This is a genomic window from Caballeronia choica, from assembly GCF_001544535.1.
GTDB lineage: Bacteria > Pseudomonadota > Gammaproteobacteria > Burkholderiales > Burkholderiaceae > Caballeronia > Caballeronia choica.
Map to the genome: position 1 here is coordinate 61,968 of NZ_FCON02000028.1, position 17,389 is coordinate 79,356.

The following is a 17,389-nucleotide window of genomic DNA, read 5'->3' on the forward strand; positions in this document are numbered from 1 at the left end:
TGCGATCCCAGCCCACGACATGCTGGCCGGAGTCGCCGCACCGGAACCGAGTTGAATGACCGATACATCGTTTCTGCAGCGTCTGACCGAAAAGGTCGGACCCGGGGCCATATTCACCGCGCCGCATGATATCGCACCCTGGCTATCGGACTGGCGCGGGCTCTACGCCGGACACGCGCAAGCCGTCGTGCGGCCGGCCAGTACCGTCGAGGTGGCGGCATGCGTGAGCCTGTGCGCGGAGGCTCGTGTTCCGATCGTCCCGCGCGGTGGCAACACAGGCTTGTGCGGCGGAGCGACACCCGATGCCAGCTCCGCCAATGTAGTGCTGAGCCTGGATCGCATGCACGCGATTCGCAACATCGACATCATCGGCAACACGCTCGTTGCGGAGGCCGGCTGCATCCTGGGCAATCTGCGGCGTGCCGTGGCCGATGAACATCGGCTGCTACCGCTCAGCCTTGCCGCGGAGGATTCATGTCAGCTCGGAGGGAATCTTTCGACAAATGCGGGTGGCGTCAATGTCGTGCGCTATGGAATGACGCGAGAACTCGTGCTGGGCATCGAAGCGGTTTTGCCGAATGGCGAGGTTTTCAATGGACTGCGCACGCTGCGCAAGGACAACACGGGCTACGACCTCAAGCAGTTGCTGATCGGGGCAGAAGGGACGCTAGGGATAATCACCGCCGCCGCGCTCAGGCTCCTTCCTCGAAACGATGTGCGTGTCGTCGTGCTCGCCGCAGTCGAATCGGCGCCACGAGCCCTCGATTTATTTAAGCTTGTGTTCGAGCAATGCGGCCACCGGATGCAAGCGTTCGAATTCTTCACCGCAGAATGCGTTGATCTGGTGCTGGCCCAGTCGGACGGAGTGCGCGCCCCATTCCCTATGCGCCATGCGTCCTATGTGCTGGTCGAACTGGCCGATACCGTCGACGAAACCGCTTTACGGGCGTTGACCGAGGACGTCATCGGCACGGCACTTGAGCGCGGGTTATGCGCTGATGCTGCGGTATCGGAGTCGATCGCGCAGCTCAACAGCATGTGGAAACTGCGCGAAGAAATTTCAGAAGCGCAACGTGCAGACGGGACGCACGTGAAGCATGACGTATCGCTGCCCGTTGCATCGATCCCGGCGTTCCTCGTCTCGGCGGGCGAGCGGATCCGCAAATACCATCCCGCAATTCGGCCGATCGTGTTCGGTCACTTCGGCGACGGCAACCTTCATTACAACCTGTCCCGCCCGTTCGGTGCGCCGGACGATTACTTCGCACAGCACGGCGAGGCGCTGACGGCGGAAGTGCTCGACGAGGTCGCGCGCTACGGCGGCAGCATCAGCGCTGAACATGGTATCGGCCAACTCAAGCGCGACTATTTCAGCCAATATAAAGACCCGCTCGAAATTCGCCTGATGCGCGAAGTCAAGCAATTGTTTGATCCCCGCGGCATCATGAACCCCGGCAAGATCTTCTGACGCGTGTTCCGGTTCGCCGCCAGTTGCATCGGGCCTTTCGCTATCGTGTGCATTGAGTTCGACGTCACACAAGATGATGCGCGGTATGACCTTTGACAAGCGCGCCCGATAGGCCAGATTCAGCGCGAGCGTCGACTTGCCCGTGCCGTTCGGGCCGATCAGCACCACACTGGTGGTGTCCCTGACGAACTTAAGCGACATCAGTTCTTCAACGGCGAGCCGGTCGCAGCACGAGTTAATGGCCCAGAACAGACAAGCAGATGACGAAGAGTGGATTGATCGAGAGATTGCGGATGGCAGCTTTCAAGATGCCAGGCTTCGCCGCCAGCGGCACGAATTCGATCTACTCCCGGCCTTGAGCGCGCGAGCCGGCATGCCGCACGCGGCGCACTTGTCGACGTTGTTGCACCCGCCGATGCCCGCTCCGAAACGGACTCGAGAAATCTCGACCGCCAGCCTCGCGAACGCCATCCACGCAGCCGACATCATCGATGTGTGCGGCGCTCGTCGTCGATAGCGTGCGTCGCGAAAGGGGGCACGGGACCCGTCGAGATTCGTGCGCGTCGAGGCGGGCGTGATCGGGTTGCCGCCCGTCGGCGCTGGCTATTCGGGCATCCCTACGTTGCAGAGCAAGCGGAGCGACCGCCCGCTAACGTACTCAGCGAAGCAGTGTCACGCCATCCGCGACGCCTGCCGACATGCAGATGTGCTTGATCTCGTGAAGTCGGCGAGCGCATCGTAGCCGTGCAGGCGGCCGAGTCCGCTTTGCCGGTAGCCGCCCGTCTCGGCTTCGGCGAAGAGCTTGTTGTGATCATTGATCCACACCGTGCCATTGCGCAACGCGCGCGCGATGCGAAAAGCGCGCGCGCCGTCGTAGGTCCACACGCTTGCGGAGAGGCCGAACACGGTGTCGTTGGCCTTTTCGAGCGCCTCGGCTTCGGTTTCGAAAGTCTCCAGTGTGACAAACGGCCCGAAGATTTCCTCCTGACAGAAGAACGTCTTCGGGTCGCTGTGTTCGACAAGCGTCGGCGACAGAAACGCGTTACCGGAGCGCTCACCGCGCAGCAGCACGCGATCCGCCGAGTCGCATGCGCGGGCGATCGTTTGATCAATTGCATCGCGTGTCGAGCCTTCGATCAGCGCGCCGATATCCGTGCTTGCGTCAATGCCGGGGCCCACCTTCAGTGATGCGAGCCCACGCGTCAGGTGCTCGCGCATCTCGCCCACGCGCGATGCGTGCACGAGCACGCGCCGCGCGGCCGTGCATTGCTGGCCCGAGATGACCGTCGCGGCGCGCGCGAGACGCGGCGCGATCGCGGCGACGTCGCTGTCCTCGAAGACAACGCAGCACGACTTGCCGCCCAGTTCGAGGGAGAGCTTCTTCATGCTGTCGGCGGCGGCTGCCACGATCTTCTTGCCGGTGACAGTCGAGCCTGTGAAGCTCACGACATCCACGTCATGTGACTCCACGAGCCGCTCGCCCGTTGCATAACCTGTCTCGTTGACGAGGTTCACCGCGCCCTTCGGCAGCGCGGTCTGCTCGCGAGGCAACGCAACATGGCCGCCGTGAGCAGCGTGGTCTGCGCGGCGGGCTTGACGGGTTCGCCGGTCGCGGGATCGATGCTGTCGACGGAGGGCATGCCGCCCCATGCGCCGGCAATCCAGTGTGGTGCGTTCATGCTGACGTTTCCTTGTGAAGAAGAGGGGTGTTCATGTTCGATGCGTTCGAAACCTGATGCAGTTCGTCCGCGATGATTGCGATCAGGGCCTCGGCCGCCGCGCTCAACGGACGTCGCGGGTGACTCACTCGCACGATTTGGCGCACGATGCGCGGCGCGACGATCGGATACGCGCGCAGCGTGCCTCGCCGCACCGCGCGCTCGACGGCGATGCGCGGCAGGATGGTCGCAAAGCGCGTGCTCTCGACGAGTTTCACGATCGTGCTCAACACGTCGATTTCGAAACGCGGCGCGAGCAGTACGTCTTCGTGCTGCGCGGCGGTATCGAGCACGCCGCGCAAGCCGTTACGCTTGGTCGGGAGCACGAGTTCGAGTTCGGGCAATTGCGCGAGTTCGATCGCGTGCGGAAGATCGGGACCGTGCACGACACTCGTCGCCAGCACCATTTCTTCATCGAGTAGCGCCTGCGAATCGAGTGACAGGCGCGAGCGCGGCTTGTTGATGATCGCGGCATCCAACTGGCCGCCCGTGACCCAGTCGACGAAGGTCGCACTGTAGCCGTCCGCCACCGTGACGTCGACATGCGGATAGCGGGCGTGAAAGCGCGACAGCGAATCCGCGAGGACACTCTCGGTGATCGATGCGATCAGGCCGATCGCGACGTGCCCGGCTACCGCTTCGTCGCGCTGCACGAGCTGTTGCCTCGCGTGCGCGAGATCACGCACGATCGGCAGAAAGAGGCGGTACATCAGTCGTCCGGCGGCGGTGGGCGCCATGCCGTGCGCGCCGCGTTCGAAGAGCTGCTGATGCAGTTCCTCTTCGAGCTTCCCGATCTGCATGCTCAGCGCGGGCTGCACGATGCTCAGGCGCTTCGCCGCCCGCGTGACCGAGCCGTCCTCGAAGAGCGCGATGAAGTACTGGATTTGTTTGAGGTCCATATTCGTATGATAGAGACATCAGTGAAATTAATGGCTACCGTGTAGATTATCAGTCGATGGCAGAATCCGTCCCGACGGGGCTCGCTTGGCGATCCCAATGCGGTCGCCCAGACGACGCGTGTCCATTGATATCGTTCTGTAAGACGGGTGTCATCGGGGCTAATACTGATATCAGTATCGATGATATAACACATCAAAAGATAGTATTAGAACTTATAGCGGGATCTGATTACGCTTCGTTCCATGTCTCGCTGCGGCTTTTTCACTCAAGCAGCGGATATCGACGGAGACGCAGATGAATACACGCGATGCCGCAACGAACCGCACCTTCCCTTTCTCGTGGGCCCCGCAATACGGCACGCTCACGCTGCGCGACTGGCTCGCGCATCTTGCGAAGACCGGGCGCGTAGCGACGATCGACAAGCCGGTCGCGCTCGAACACGAACTCGCAGCCATCGCCAAACGTCTCGACGGCGCGCAGGCCGCGTTCTTCACGAAGCCGGGACGGCACGTCGTGCCGGTGGTGAGCGGCTTCATGTCGAAGCGCGCGTGGATCGCGGAAGCGATGGGTATCGAAGAATCGGACCTGCTTGCGCACTTTCGGAGCGCCGCCGAAAAGCCGGTTGCCTCGAAGCTCCTGGATCGCGCCGACGCCGCTTGCCAGCAGGTCGTCCATACCAATGGCATCGATCTGCACGCGCTTCTGCCGATCCCCACGCACAGCGAACACGACAACGGTCCGTACATCACTGCGGGCCTCGTGATCGCCCGCAATCCGCGTACCGGCGTGCAGAACGTGTCGATCAACCGCATCCAGGTGCACGGCCCGGATCGCATGGCGATTCTGCTTCTGCCCCGCCACTTGTATGCGTTTCAGAAGGCAGCCGAGGAAGCCGGCGATGCGCTCGACGTGGCGGTCGCCATCGGCGTCGATCCGCTGACGATGCTCGCCTCGCAAGCCATCACTCCCATCGATCACGACGAGCTGGAAATTGCCGGTGCGCTGCATGGCGCGCCGCTGCCGGTCGCGAAGTGCGTGACGAACGACGTGCATGTGCCGGCGTTTGCCGAGATCGTGATCGAAGGCCGCATCCTGCCGAACGTGCGCGAGCCGGAAGGTCCGTTCGGCGAATTCCCGAAGTACTACAGCGCGAAGGAAGCGCGCGAAGTGATCGAGGTTACAGCGGTCACGCATCGCAGCGATCCGATCTTTCATACGATTGTGCCGGCCGAAATGGAGCATCTGCTGCTCGGCGCGATTCCGCGCGAAGCGACGCTGCTCGCGCATCTGCAACGCAGCCATCCCGGCGTGAAGGACGTGCATCTTTCGGTGGGCGGTGTGTGCCGTTATCACTTGTGGGTGCAGTTCGACAAGAAGCGCGAAGGCGAAGCAAAGAACGTGGTTCTTTGCGCATTTGGTGCGCATTACGACATCAAGCAGGTGGTCGTCGTCGATACCGATGTGGACGTGCATGATCCGGCCGAAATCGAATGGGCAATCGCCACGCGCTTCCAGGCGGATCGCGATCTCGTCGTGATCGAAGGCGCGCAGGGTTCGCCGCTCGATCCGTCGACGACCGTTGGCCAGCCCGAGGATGCCCCGCCGCATCTGCAGGGCGTGAGCGCGAAGATGGGCCTCGACGCCACGCGTCCGGCGGTCTACCCGGCGCACGTCTTCACTCGCGTGCACATCCCCGGCCAGGACACGGTCGATCTCGACGCGCTCGTCGCAGCGGACAACCACGCGTTCGATGCCTATCTAAGCCGCCATCATGACTGAGCGTATCGTCGTCGGCATCTCGGGTGCGAGCGGTGCGGTGATCGGCGTTCGTTTGCTTGCCGCGCTGCGCCGGCTCGGCACGCACGAGACGCATCTGATCGTGTCGGCGTCGGGCGCGGTGACGGCCGCGCAGGAACTCGGTCTGACGCGCGGTGACATCGACAGGCTCGCCGACGTCGTCCACAACGTGCGCGACGTCGGCGCGTCCGTCGCAAGCGGTTCGTTCCTTACGGCGGGAATGGTGATTGCGCCGTGTTCGATGAAAACGCTGGCGAGCGTGGCGAACGGCTTCGCCGACAACCTGCTGACGCGCTCCGCCGACGTCATGTTGAAAGAGCGCCGCCGACTCGTGCTGGTCGCGCGCGAAACTCCCCTGAACCTGGCGCATCTGCGCAACATGACGCTCGCCACCGAAATGGGCGCGATCGTGATGCCGCCCGTGCCCGCGTTCTACGCGCATCCGAAGACGATCGACGATGTGGTCGATCACACGGTCGGGCGCATTTTGGACTTGTTTGGCATCGAGCATCGCGAAATCGCGCGTCGCTGGAGCGGTCTCGCCGACGAATTCGCGAGCCGCGATGAAGGAGCAGAGCAATGAACCAGCGTGAGACAGCCCTCGTCGATATCAATGCACGCGCTGCGGATGAAATCGCGCCGGAGCACGAAGCGCACTCGCGGCGTCATGTCGGCCGTTCGATGGAGCGCCTCGAAGACCCCGCGATCCTGACTGGCCGCGGGCGCTACGGCGACGACATCGCGGTCAAGCCCGGCACTTTGCACGCGGCGGTTCTGCGGTCGCCGCATGCCCACGCCGAACTCATGGCAATCGATACAGAAGCTGCGTCGAAGCTCGGTGGCGTGCGCGCCGTACTCACACGCGACGATCTGCGCGGATGGTCGCGGCCATTCGTTGTCGGCGTGAAGTCGCCGATGGAACAATGGTCACTCGCGATGGATCGCGTGCGCTATGTCGGCGAGCCGGTGGCCGTCGTGATGGCGGAATCACGCGCGCTCGCTGAAGATGCGCTCGACCTGATCAAGGTCGAATACGCGATGCTCGATCCAGTCACGTCGATCGAGCAGTCGACGAGGGACGACGCGCCGCTCCTGCACGAACGCGTCGGCACGAATGTGATCAGCGACCGGCGCTTTCACTATGGCGAGCCGGAAGCCGCATTCGAACGAGCGCCCCATCGCGTGAAGGTCGTTGCGCATTATCCGCGCAACACGTGTGCGCCGATCGAATGCGGTGTGGTGATCGCGGAGTATCTGTCGGGCGACGAAGGCTACGACGTCACGTCGAATTTCATGGGGCCGTTCTCGCTGCACGCAGTGATGGCGATGGCGCTCAACGTGCCCGCGAACCGTTTGCGTCACAAGGCGCCGCGCGATTCGGGCGGCAGCTTCGGCGTGAAGCAGGCGGTGTTCCCGTATGTCGTGTTGATGTGCCTCGCGTCGCGCAAGGCCGGTGCACCGGTGAAGTGGGTCGAAGACCGGCTCGAACATTTGAGTGCGGCGACCTCCGCGACGGCGCGGCTCTCGACGCTCGAAGCCGCTGTCGAAAGCGATGGACGCATCACCGCGCTTTCCTACGATCAACTCGAAGACGTCGGCGGCTATGTGCGCGCGCCGGAACCTGCGACGTTTTACCGGATGCACGGCTGCCTGACGGGTGCCTATGCGATTCCGAATCTCGTCGTGCGCAACCGCGTCGTGCTGACGAACAAGACGCCGACCGGTCTCGTGCGCGGCTTTGGCGGACCGCAGGTCTACTTCGCGCTGGAACGCCTGATGCAGCGCATCGCTATCGAACTGAAGCTCGACGTGCTCGACGTGTATCGCCGCAACTTCGTTCCTGCCGACGCGTTCCCGTACCGCGCGGCAGCGGGCGCGCTGCTCGACTCGGGCAACTATCAGGAAGCGTTGCGCCGCTCGCTCGCGGATGGCGGCTACGACGAATTGGTGGCGCGGCGCGATGCGGCGCGCGACGAAGGGCGGCTCTACGGCATCGGCTTCGCGGCGATCGTCGAGCCGTCCGTGTCGAACATGGGCTACATCACGACCGTGATGCCCGCCGAAGCGCGCAAGAAAGCGGGGCCGAAGAATGGCGCGATCGCGAGCGCGACGGTAAGCGTCGATCTGCTCGGTGGCGTGGTCGTGACGATCGCTTCGACGCCTGCGGGCCAGGGTCATATGACCGTGTGTGCGCAAGTCGTCGCCGATGTGCTCGGGCTCGATCCGAAAGACATCGTCGTGAACGTCGAATTCGACACGCACAAGGATGCGTGGTCCGTCGCGGCGGGCAATTATTCGAGCCGCTTCGCGGGCGCTGTCGCCGGCACCGTGCATCTCGCCGCGATGCGCGTGCGCGACAAGCTCTCGCGTATTGTCGCGAAGCAGTTCGCCTGCACGCCCGATGGCGTTCGTTTCGATAACGCGCGCGTCTATCCGAAGGGCGGTGAAGATCGCGCGCTGCCGTTCGGTCGCGTGGCAAGCAACGCGCCGCACTGGGCGCCCGCGTTGTTGCCCGAAGGCGAGGAACCCGGCTTGCGCGAGACCGTGTTCTGGACGCCGCCGAACATGGAAGCACCCGACGAGAACGATCGCATCAATACATCGGCAGCGTACGGCTTCGCGTTCGACATGTGCGGCGTCGAAGTCGACCGCGCGACGGGCCGCGTACGCATCGACCGCTATGTCACCGCGCACGATGCCGGCACGCTGCTGAACCCCGCGCTCGCCGACGGCCAGATTCGCGGCGCATTCGCGCAAGGCCTCGGGGCGGCGCTGATGGAAGAGTTTCGCTACGGCGCCGATGGCAGCTTTCAGTCGGGCACCCTCGCCGACTATCTGATGCCGACGACGTGCGAAGTGCCCGATCCGATAATCGTGCATCTGGAAACGCCGTCGCCGTTCACGCCGCTCGGCGCGAAGGGACTCGGCGAAGGCAACAACATGAGCACGCCGCCGTGCATCGCGAATGCCGTGGCCGATGCACTCGGCGTCGATGACATCCGGCTGCCGCTGACGCCTTCGAAAGTGATGGCGCTGATCGGCATCGACGACCCGGAGCCTTCGCGGCCCGAGTTGCGCGAAGCGCAGGCTGCGAACCCGGCGAGGCCGGGCGGCAAGGCGCTGACCGCGCAAGGCGCCGTCGATCTACCCGCCACACCCGAAGCGATCTTCGCCGTGCTGCTGAATCCGGACGCGCTTGCGAAAGTCATTCCTGGCTGCCACGCGCTCGAAGCAACGGCGCCGAACCAGTATCGCGCGGACGTGACCGTCGGTGTCGGCATGATCAAGGCGCGTTTCGAAGCGCGCATCGGATTGTCGGATATCGAGGCGCCGCATCGGCTGCGTCTTGCCGGCGCGGGAATGTCGCCGCTGGGAAGCGCGCGCGGCAACGGCCTCGTCGAACTCACGCCGACCGACAACGGTACGCGGCTTTCATATGACTACGAGGCGCAGGTGTCCGGCAAGGTCGCGGCCGTCGGCGGACGCATGCTCGAAGGCGCAGCGAAGGTCGTGTTGCGGCAACTGTTCGAATCGCTCGGTCGGCAAGCCGCCGGCAAATCCGTCCAAACAGGCGGCTCGTGGACCACACGCCTCTTCGCACGCTTCAGGAGACATTCATGAAACCGGCGCCGTTCGATTATCTGCGCGCTATGACGACGCAGGACGCGCTCGATACGCTCGCGCAAACCGGCGAGGACGCGCGCATTCTCGCGGGCGGTCAATCGCTGATGGCGGTGCTCAACATGCGGCTCGCGCAGCCCCGCGTGCTGATCGACATCTCGCGTACCGACGAACTGAATGCGGTGCGCCTCGATAACGAAGCGGGACATCTCGTCATTAGCGCGGCGGCGACGCAGGGCAGCGTCGAGTGGCGCAAGTCGCTGCGCGATGAAGTGCCGCTGCTCGCGATGGCCTTCCCGCACATTTCGCATTTCCAGGTCCGCAATCGCGGGACCGTCTGTGGCTCGGTCGCGCACGCCGACCCGAGCGCGGAACTGCCGCTCGTGCTCACCGCGCTCGGCGGCGACGTGATGTTGCGCTCAAAGAAGAAAAAGCGCGTGCTCGCCGCCGCCGATTTCTTTCTGGGCATGTTGATGACGGCGCGTGAACCCGACGAAATCGTCGAAGCCGTGCGCTTCCCGCTTGAGAAGCCCGGCGAGCGTTACGCGTTCACAGAATTTTCGGCGCGCCACGGCGATTTCGCGATAGTGGCCTGCGCCGCGATCGTCACGGACGATTCGATACGCATTGCGGTTGGGGGCGTAGCGGACCGGCCGATGGTCGAACGCTGGCCGCGCCTGCAAGGCGACGACTTGCGTAGTGCTTTGAACGATTTGAGCTGGAAGCTGGGCGCGCAAGACGACGCACATATCAGCGCGAAATTCCGCCGGCATCTGGTCCGGCAACTTGGATGGCGCGTGATCGAGGAGGCGAAGTGACCAAGACATCAATGAACATCATGCGGCAGGGCGAAGAGCGGCGGATCACGCTGACGCTCAATGGTTGCGAACGAAGCGGGCACTGCGAGACGCGCGAACTGCTGTCGGATTTCATCCGGCACGAACTCGGCGCAACGGGTACCCACGTCGGCTGCGAACACGGCGTGTGCGGTGCGTGCACCGTGCATATCGACGGCGTCGCGGCGCGCTCGTGTCTGATGCTCGCGGTGCAGGTGGACGGGCGCCGTGTCGATACGGTCGAGGGCCTTGCGCCCGGGCAGACGCTCGGCGACCTGCAGCAGGCGTTTCAGCGCCATCACGCGTTGCAGTGCGGCTTCTGCACGGCGGGCATTCTGATGTCGTGCGCGGACTATCTGCAACGCGAGCCCGATCCGACCGAGGAACAGGTGCGCGAGATGCTCTCGGGCCATATCTGCCGCTGTACGGGTTACACACCGATTGTCGCGGCCGTCCTCGACGTGGCAGCGCGACGCAAGCAGAAGAACGTTAGCCGGGAGGCCGCTCATGCTTGATCTCGGCCGAACCTTTCTGCAAAGCGTGGAGCGCAGCCCGAACGCGCTCGCGCTCGTCGACGGCGATCTGCAACTCACTTACGTTCAGTGGCATCGCATCATTCTAAACGTCGCCGATGGCCTGCGCGAACTCGGCCTCGTGCGTGGCGACCGTCTGCTCGTCGTGCTGCAAAACCGCTGGGAAATGGCGACGCTGCATTGGGCCTGCCAGTTCGCGGGCATCGTGATCGTGCCGCTCAACTGGCGCGCGAAGCCCGAGGAACTCGACTACTGCGTGACCGATGCCGGCGTGAAGGCGATCGTCTACGAACCGGTATGCGCTGATGCCGTCGTTCAGAGCCCCGCTGCACGAAACGTGTCGCGCATCGGACTGGACGACGCGCAGGGCCGCACGACGACGTTCGATGCGCTGCTCGTCGAACGCGAACGTTCGGGCCCAACAACCCAAACCACGAAGGCAACCGCCGACGACTGCTCGCTGATCCTCTACACGTCGGGCACGACGGGCAAGGCGAAGGGCGTGCCACGCCGTCATCGGCACGAACGGGCCGGCGCGCTCGCACACGTCGCGCAGAACTTGTACCGGCATGGCGAGCGCACACTAGGCGTGATGCCGCTCTATCACACGATGGGCGTTCGCTCGCTGCTGTCGATGGCAATGGTCGATGGTCTCTTCGTCTGTGTGCGCCGCTGGAATTCGCGGCTTGCGCTGGAATCGATTTCGAAGCACAAGCTGACGTGCCTTTACCTCGTGCCGACGCTTTACCACGACCTGCTCGCCGATGCAGAGTTCGCGAAGGTGGATACCTCGTCGGTCACGAAGCTCGGCTTCGCAGGCGCACCGATGAACGACGGCTTGCTGAAACGCCTGTCGGCCGCGTTCAAGCCCGAGTTGTTCGTCAACCACTACGGCTCGTCCGAGGTCTACACGTTCAGCATCGACCAGAACGCGACGAAGAAGCCGGGAAGCGCCGGACGTGCGGGCATCAACACGCGGCTACGCGTCGTGAAGCTCGACGCGAAATCGCCCGACGACTTCGCGCAGGTCAGCGAAGAAGGCCAGATCATTGCGGACTTGCTCGGCGACGAAGCATTCGAAGGCTACTGGAACCGTCCGGACGCGGACGCGAAGTCCTTGCGCGACGGCTGGTACTTCACCGGCGACACCGGCTACTTCGACGAAGACGGCGACCTTTACGTCTCCGGCCGCGTCGACGACATGATCATCAGCGGCGGCGAAAACATCTCACCGGTCGATATCGAGTCGGTGCTCTCGCTGCATCCGTCCGTTGATGAAGTGGCTGTCGCGGGCGTGAAGGACGAACGCTGGGGACAACGCGTGGTCGCGTTCATCAAGCGGCGCGAATACGTCGATGCTGAAACGCTCGACACATGGTGCCGCACGTCGGACCTCGTCAACTTCAAGCGGCCGCGCGACTACGTATTCGTCGACGACATTCCGAAGTCGCCGGTCGGCAAGATCCTGCGCCGCAAGCTGTCCGCAGGCGAATATCAACGCGATGAAACCACGCCCATCGCTCAACACACAGAAACCACGAAGGAGTAACGCACATGACTGACTTGAACCATCGCGGCCAGACGCTGCTTGAGGACCTCGACGGCTTCTCGATCGAGATCGACGCCCAACGCGAACGCGCGGACATCATCCTGCATCGCCCGCCGTTCAACGTGATTTCGATGCACGCGCGCGATCAATTGCGCGCGGCGTTCGAGGCGCTCGACGAAGACGACCGCGTGCGCGTGATCGTCGTGCGGGCGAAGGGCGAGCACTTCTCGAGCGGCGGCGACATCCGGGGCTTTCTCGAAGCATCGCCGGAACACGTATCGAAGCTCGCCTGGAACATCGCGGCGCCGGCGCGCTGCTCGAAGCCGGTGATCGCGGCCAATCGCGGCTTTTGCTTCGGCGTGGGCTTCGAACTGTCGCTCGCGTGCGACTTCCGCATCGCGACCGATACCTCGTTTTACGCGCTGCCGGAACAGAAGCTCGGTCAGATCCCGGGCTCGGGCGGCTCGGCTCGCTTGCAGCAAATGGTCGGCGTCGGCCGCACGAAGGACATCGTGATGCGCTCGCGCCGCATACCGGGCAAGCAGGCATACGAGTGGGGCATCGTCGTCGAATGCGTGGCGGATACCGAACTCGAAGCCGCCACCGATGCGCTTGTCGATGAACTGCGCGCGTTCTCGCCGCTCGCGCAACGCACGGCGAAGAAGCTGCTCAACGATTCGGAAGACGCGCCGCTCTCTATCGCGATCGAACTCGAAGGGCATTGCTATAGCCGTCTGCGCACGTCCGACGATTTCCGCGAAGGCGTGGAAGCGTTTCATGGCAAGCGCAAGCCAGTGTTTCGCGGTTCCTGATAAGCCCACAAAGAAGGAGACAGGCAATGGAGCGTTTCGATTACGTGATCGTCGGTGGCGGCTCGGCAGGGTGCGTTCTCGCGCATCGGTTGTCGGCGGTGCCGTCGCTGCGCGTCGCGTTGATCGAGGCGGGCGCGGACACGCCGCCGGGCGCCGTGCCCGCGGCCATTCTCGACAGCTATCCGATGCCTGTCTTCTGCGGCGATACCTACATCTGGCCCGATCTGAAGGCGAAGGCGACGAAGGACGCGGCGCCGCGCGTCTATGAGCAGGGCCGCGTGATGGGCGGTGGGTCGAGCATCAACGTGCAGTCGGCGAATCGCGGGCTGCCGCGCGATTACGACGAGTGGGCCGCGAACGGCGCGTCCGGCTGGGCCTGGAACGACGTGCTGCCGTATTTCCGCAAGCTCGAACGCGATCTGAATTTCCCTGAGGGCGAGTTGCATGGCAGCGATGGTCCGGTGCCGATCCGCCGCATCATGCCGGAAGACTGGCCGCCGTTCTGTCACGCGTTCGCCGATGGTCTCCGCGCGAACGGCTTCGCCACCTTGCAGGACCAGAACGCCGAGTTTGGCGACGGCTTGTTTCCCGGCGCGTTCTCGAATGCCGACGATAAGCGCGTGTCCACCGCTGTCGCCTATCTCGACGAAGCGACACGCAAGCGGCCCAATCTCACCGTGTATTCGAACCTGCGGGTCGAGCGCATCGTGATGGACGGGACCGCTGCGCAAGGTGTGGTGGCAGTCGCGCCCAACGGCGAGCACGTGCAATTGGACGCGAACGAAGTGATCGTAAGCGCGGGCGCGCTTCAGTCGCCCGCACTGTTGATGCGCGCGGGCATCGGCTCGAAGCATGAACTCGACGATCTCGGCATCGAATGCCTGGTCAACCTGCCGGGCGTCGGGCGCAATCTTCAGGACCATCCGTCGCTCACGTTCTGTCATTTTCTCGAGCCGCGCTTTCGCATGCCGCTGTCGCGGCGTCGCGCGAGCATGACGGCCGCGCGCTTCACATCGGGCGTCGACGGTTGCGATACGTCGGACCTGTACCTGTCGAGCGCGACGCGGGCCGCGTGGCACTCGCTCGGCAACCGCCTGGGCCTCTTCTTCCTGTGGTGCAACCGGCCTTATTCGCGCGGCCGCGTGCAACTCGCTTCACCCGATGCAGCGGTCGCGCCGCGCGTCGAACTCAACCTGCTCGACGATGAGCGCGACCTCGAACGGCTCGCGGCCGGGGTGCGGATGCTGGCGAAGGTGGTCGCGGCGTCGGGCCTCGGCCACGATCAGCGCGACTTTTTCCCCGCTGCGTTCTCGCCGCGCGTGAAGGCGCTGAGCCGCGTCGGCCAGGGCAATGCGCTGCTGACGTCGATGCTCGGCATGCTGCTCGAGACACCCGCGCCGATCCGCCGCCTGCTGATCGAGCGCTTCTTCATGCGCGGGCTGCAGATGTCCGCATTGCTCGCCGACGAGCTGGCGCTCGCGGACTTCATCCGCGCGAATGTCTTCGGCGTATGGCATGCGAGCGGGACATGCCGCATGGGCGACGCGCGCGAGCGCGGCGCCGTCACCGATACCGAAGGCCGCGTGCATGGAACGCAGGGCTTGCGCGTCGTTGATGCATCGCTGATGCCGCGGCTGCCGTCGGCCAACACGAATATCCCGACCATCATGATCGCCGAGAAGATCGCCGACGCGATGGTCACAAAGCAACGCGCAGGGAGTGCGTCGAACACGACGCCGCTCGCCGCCGCGCACTGACAGGTTTTTTTAACGTCAACAAGAGCACGCAAGTACAACGTGCCTTCAACACCGGGTCGATCGAGAGACGGCTCGGTGACATTCAAGGAGATGGAAATGTCCGTAGCAGCGCAAAATGGCGCAGCCGTGCCCGCAGTCGATCAGCGGCAGGTGATGGGCGCAGTGGCAGCATCGTGTCTCGGTTGGGCACTCGATTTGTTCGACCTGTTCGTGTTGCTGTATGTCGCGCCAGTGGTGGGGCGTCTTTTCTTCCCCTCCGAGCACGCGATGCTTTCTCTCGCGGCAGTCTATGCATCGTTCGCCGTGACATTGCTGATGCGCCCGCTCGGCTCCGCGCTCTTCGGCTCTTACGCCGACCGCCGTGGCCGTAAAGGCGCGATGATCGTCGCGGTGGTCGGCGTCGGGCTGTCGACGGCCGCGTTCGGCTTGCTGCCGACCGTCGCTCAAGTCGGCCTGCTGGCGCCGATTCTCTTCCTCCTGCTGCGCCTGGTCCAGGGCGTGTTCGTCGGCGGCGTGGTTGCTTCGACGCATACGATCGGCACGGAGTCCGTTGCGCCGAAGTATCGCGGCGCTGTGTCGGGGCTGATCGGCGGCGGCGGGGCGGGACTGGGCGCGCTGCTCGCGTCAGTAACGTTCCTCGCGATGTCGGCGCTTTTCCCCGGCGATGCCTTCGACGTTTGGGGCTGGCGCTGCATGTTCTTCACCGGCATCATCAGCTCGGTGCTTGGCCTCTTCGTGTTCAACAGCCTTGAAGAGTCGCCGCTGTGGAAGAAGCTCGCCGCCGAAAAGGCCGCGAAGGCGGCCGCGCAGGTCAAGGGCGCGCCTGTCGAAGTCGTGCGCTCGCCGCTGAAGACGCTGTTCTCGCGTGACTATCGAAAGATTCTCTTCGTCAACCTGCTCCTGACGATTGGCGGCGGCAGCGGCTACTACCTGACATCGGGCTACCTGCCGACGTTCCTCAAGGTAGTTAGCCACGCACCCAACGGTGCGGCCGCGGCGATCCTGATGATCTGCAGCGTGGCGGTGGTGATCGCATCGATCGCGGCAGGGCACCTGAGCACGTTCATCGGCCGCAAGGCCACGTTCGTGTGGATTGGGCTGATCCGGCTCGTCGCATTGCCTGCACTGTTCCTGCTGCTGCCCACCGCGGACAGCATCATGATGGTCGGCGTCTATGCAGTGCTTCTCAGCGCGCTCGGCAGTGCGGGCTATGCGCCGATCCTGATCTTCCTGAACGAACGCTTCCCGACCTCGATCCGCGCGACCGGCACGGGCCTTTCCTGGAACATCGGCTTCGCGATCGGCGGGATGATGCCGACGGCCGTGTCGCTGGTGGCGAAGGACGCGAGCCAGTTGCCGATGACGCTAGCGATCTTTGTCGGCGCGATCAGCGTGATCTTCCTCGTCGGCGCGTTCGTCGTGCCGGAGACGCTCGGCAAGCTCGAAGGCGGTTCCGCGCGCACTCCCTCCTGATTCACTTAGCATGACGGCGGGCACCAACGGGCGCTCGCCTTACACAACAGCCGGAGACATCGATGAAATACGAAGAAGACGTTCGCGCGCGTTCCTACAAGTTTCGCGACGAGTATGTCGACGCCACGCCATGGTGGTATCGCGGCGAAATGCACCTCGGCTTCACATTGCTCTTCACCGGCGGCGTGATCGTGTATTGCCTCACGCAGCTTCATGCGCCGACGCTCGCCGAATGGCTCGCGGTCATTCCGCTCTTTCTATTCGGCAATTGGGCGGAATGGGCGGCACACCGCTACGTGCTGCATCGTCCGACGAAGTATTTCAGCATGATCTACAAACGCCACTGCGCGGTCCATCACCGCTTCTTCACGCATGTGACGCTTGAATACAAGGGCCACCGTCACTGGCGCGCGCTGCTCTTTCCGCCGTTCGCGCCGATTGCGTTCGTGCTGGCGGCCGTGCCGTTCGCGCTCGTGATCGGTTTCGTATTCTCACGCAACGCAGGCTACATTGCGTTGTTCACGATGGCGGCGTACTTCCTGATGTACGAGGGCCTGCATACGCTCTCACACTTCACCGACAGCCCGTTCCTCGACGGCGTCCCGCTCGTCAACACCGTGCGGCGCCTGCACGCCACGCACCACGATCCCGAAGTGATGGCCACACACAACTTCAACCTCACGTTTCCGATCTGCGACACGCTGTTCGGCACGCGCAGCGACGTTCCGAGTAGTGCGCGCGAACCGTTGGGACGCAGCCGCTAAGGCCCTTGTTCCCCGGCCGATACACCCGTCGTCACGCGTTTTATCTCGTCGGTGATGATTGCGATGAGCGCCTGCGCGGCGGGACCGATCGGCCGCTTTGGATGCGTGACCTGGATGATGTGCCGCACGATCGGCGGCGATGCGATCGTGTGGGCGCGCAG

13 protein-coding genes and 2 pseudogenes are annotated in these 17,389 nt (G+C 64.0%); 12 read left to right on the plus strand and 3 right to left on the minus strand.

What is annotated here, in order from left to right; all coding sequences use genetic code 11:
* The first annotated feature begins 55 nt into the window (after positions 1-55).
* Positions 56-1,468: an FAD-binding oxidoreductase gene (locus tag AWB68_RS15145; RefSeq protein WP_087645163.1), complete on the plus strand. Its 1,413-nt coding sequence runs from the start codon at positions 56-58 to the stop codon at positions 1,466-1,468.
* 136 nt (positions 1,469-1,604) lie between these two features.
* Complete coding sequence (locus AWB68_RS51985; RefSeq protein WP_510183569.1) at positions 1,605-1,985, plus strand: hypothetical protein; 381 nt, start codon at positions 1,605-1,607, stop codon at positions 1,983-1,985.
* 141 nt (positions 1,986-2,126) lie between these two features.
* Here AWB68_RS51985 and AWB68_RS15155 read toward each other — a convergent pair.
* Positions 2,127-3,066: pseudogene (locus AWB68_RS15155) on the minus strand (aldehyde dehydrogenase family protein); the annotation flags it as partial.
* A gap of 77 nt (positions 3,067-3,143) precedes the next feature.
* On the minus strand, positions 3,144-4,085 hold the full coding sequence (locus AWB68_RS15160) for a LysR family transcriptional regulator (protein WP_087645164.1): 942 nt from the start codon (positions 4,083-4,085) through the stop codon (positions 3,144-3,146).
* A gap of 295 nt (positions 4,086-4,380) precedes the next feature.
* Here AWB68_RS15160 and AWB68_RS15165 point away from each other — a divergent pair, with 295 nt between their 5' ends.
* From AWB68_RS15165 to AWB68_RS15210, 10 genes are all read left to right on the plus strand, one after another.
* Complete coding sequence (locus AWB68_RS15165; protein ID WP_087645165.1) at positions 4,381-5,865, plus strand: UbiD family decarboxylase; 1,485 nt, start codon at positions 4,381-4,383, stop codon at positions 5,863-5,865.
* Complete coding sequence (locus tag AWB68_RS15170) at positions 5,858-6,466, plus strand: UbiX family flavin prenyltransferase (RefSeq protein WP_087645166.1); 609 nt, start codon at positions 5,858-5,860, stop codon at positions 6,464-6,466. Before AWB68_RS15165 ends, AWB68_RS15170 begins: the two co-directional genes overlap by 8 nt.
* On the plus strand, positions 6,463-9,504 hold the full coding sequence (locus AWB68_RS15175; protein ID WP_087645167.1) for a xanthine dehydrogenase family protein molybdopterin-binding subunit: 3,042 nt from the start codon (positions 6,463-6,465) through the stop codon (positions 9,502-9,504). Before AWB68_RS15170 ends, AWB68_RS15175 begins: the two co-directional genes overlap by 4 nt.
* The gene (locus AWB68_RS15180; protein ID WP_087645168.1) at positions 9,501-10,322 is read left to right on the plus strand and encodes an FAD binding domain-containing protein; all 822 of its coding nucleotides are present in this window, start codon (positions 9,501-9,503) and stop codon (positions 10,320-10,322) included. The genes AWB68_RS15175 and AWB68_RS15180 overlap by 4 nt, the downstream gene beginning before the upstream one ends.
* Positions 10,319-10,855, plus strand: coding sequence for a (2Fe-2S)-binding protein (locus AWB68_RS15185; RefSeq protein ID WP_087645169.1), 537 nt, complete (start codon positions 10,319-10,321; stop codon positions 10,853-10,855). Before AWB68_RS15180 ends, AWB68_RS15185 begins: the two co-directional genes overlap by 4 nt.
* The gene (locus AWB68_RS15190) at positions 10,848-12,422 is read left to right on the plus strand and encodes an AMP-binding protein (RefSeq protein ID WP_087645170.1); all 1,575 of its coding nucleotides are present in this window, start codon (positions 10,848-10,850) and stop codon (positions 12,420-12,422) included. Before AWB68_RS15185 ends, AWB68_RS15190 begins: the two co-directional genes overlap by 8 nt.
* Positions 12,423-12,427: 5 nt before the next feature.
* Positions 12,428-13,234, plus strand: coding sequence for an enoyl-CoA hydratase/isomerase family protein (locus AWB68_RS15195; RefSeq protein WP_087645171.1), 807 nt, complete (start codon positions 12,428-12,430; stop codon positions 13,232-13,234).
* A 26-nt stretch (positions 13,235-13,260) separates the two neighbouring features.
* Positions 13,261-14,991: a GMC family oxidoreductase gene (locus AWB68_RS15200; RefSeq protein ID WP_087645172.1), complete on the plus strand. Its 1,731-nt coding sequence runs from the start codon at positions 13,261-13,263 to the stop codon at positions 14,989-14,991.
* A gap of 96 nt (positions 14,992-15,087) precedes the next feature.
* On the plus strand, positions 15,088-16,464 hold the full coding sequence (locus AWB68_RS15205; protein WP_087645173.1) for an MFS transporter: 1,377 nt from the start codon (positions 15,088-15,090) through the stop codon (positions 16,462-16,464).
* 62 nt (positions 16,465-16,526) lie between these two features.
* On the plus strand, positions 16,527-17,228 hold the full coding sequence (locus tag AWB68_RS15210) for a sterol desaturase family protein (RefSeq protein WP_087645174.1): 702 nt from the start codon (positions 16,527-16,529) through the stop codon (positions 17,226-17,228).
* Here AWB68_RS15210 and AWB68_RS46505 read toward each other — a convergent pair.
* Positions 17,225-17,389 (minus strand): annotated as a pseudogene (locus AWB68_RS46505) (LysR family transcriptional regulator); the annotation flags it as partial. The gene AWB68_RS15210 and the pseudogene AWB68_RS46505 sit on opposite strands and share 4 nt — an antisense overlap.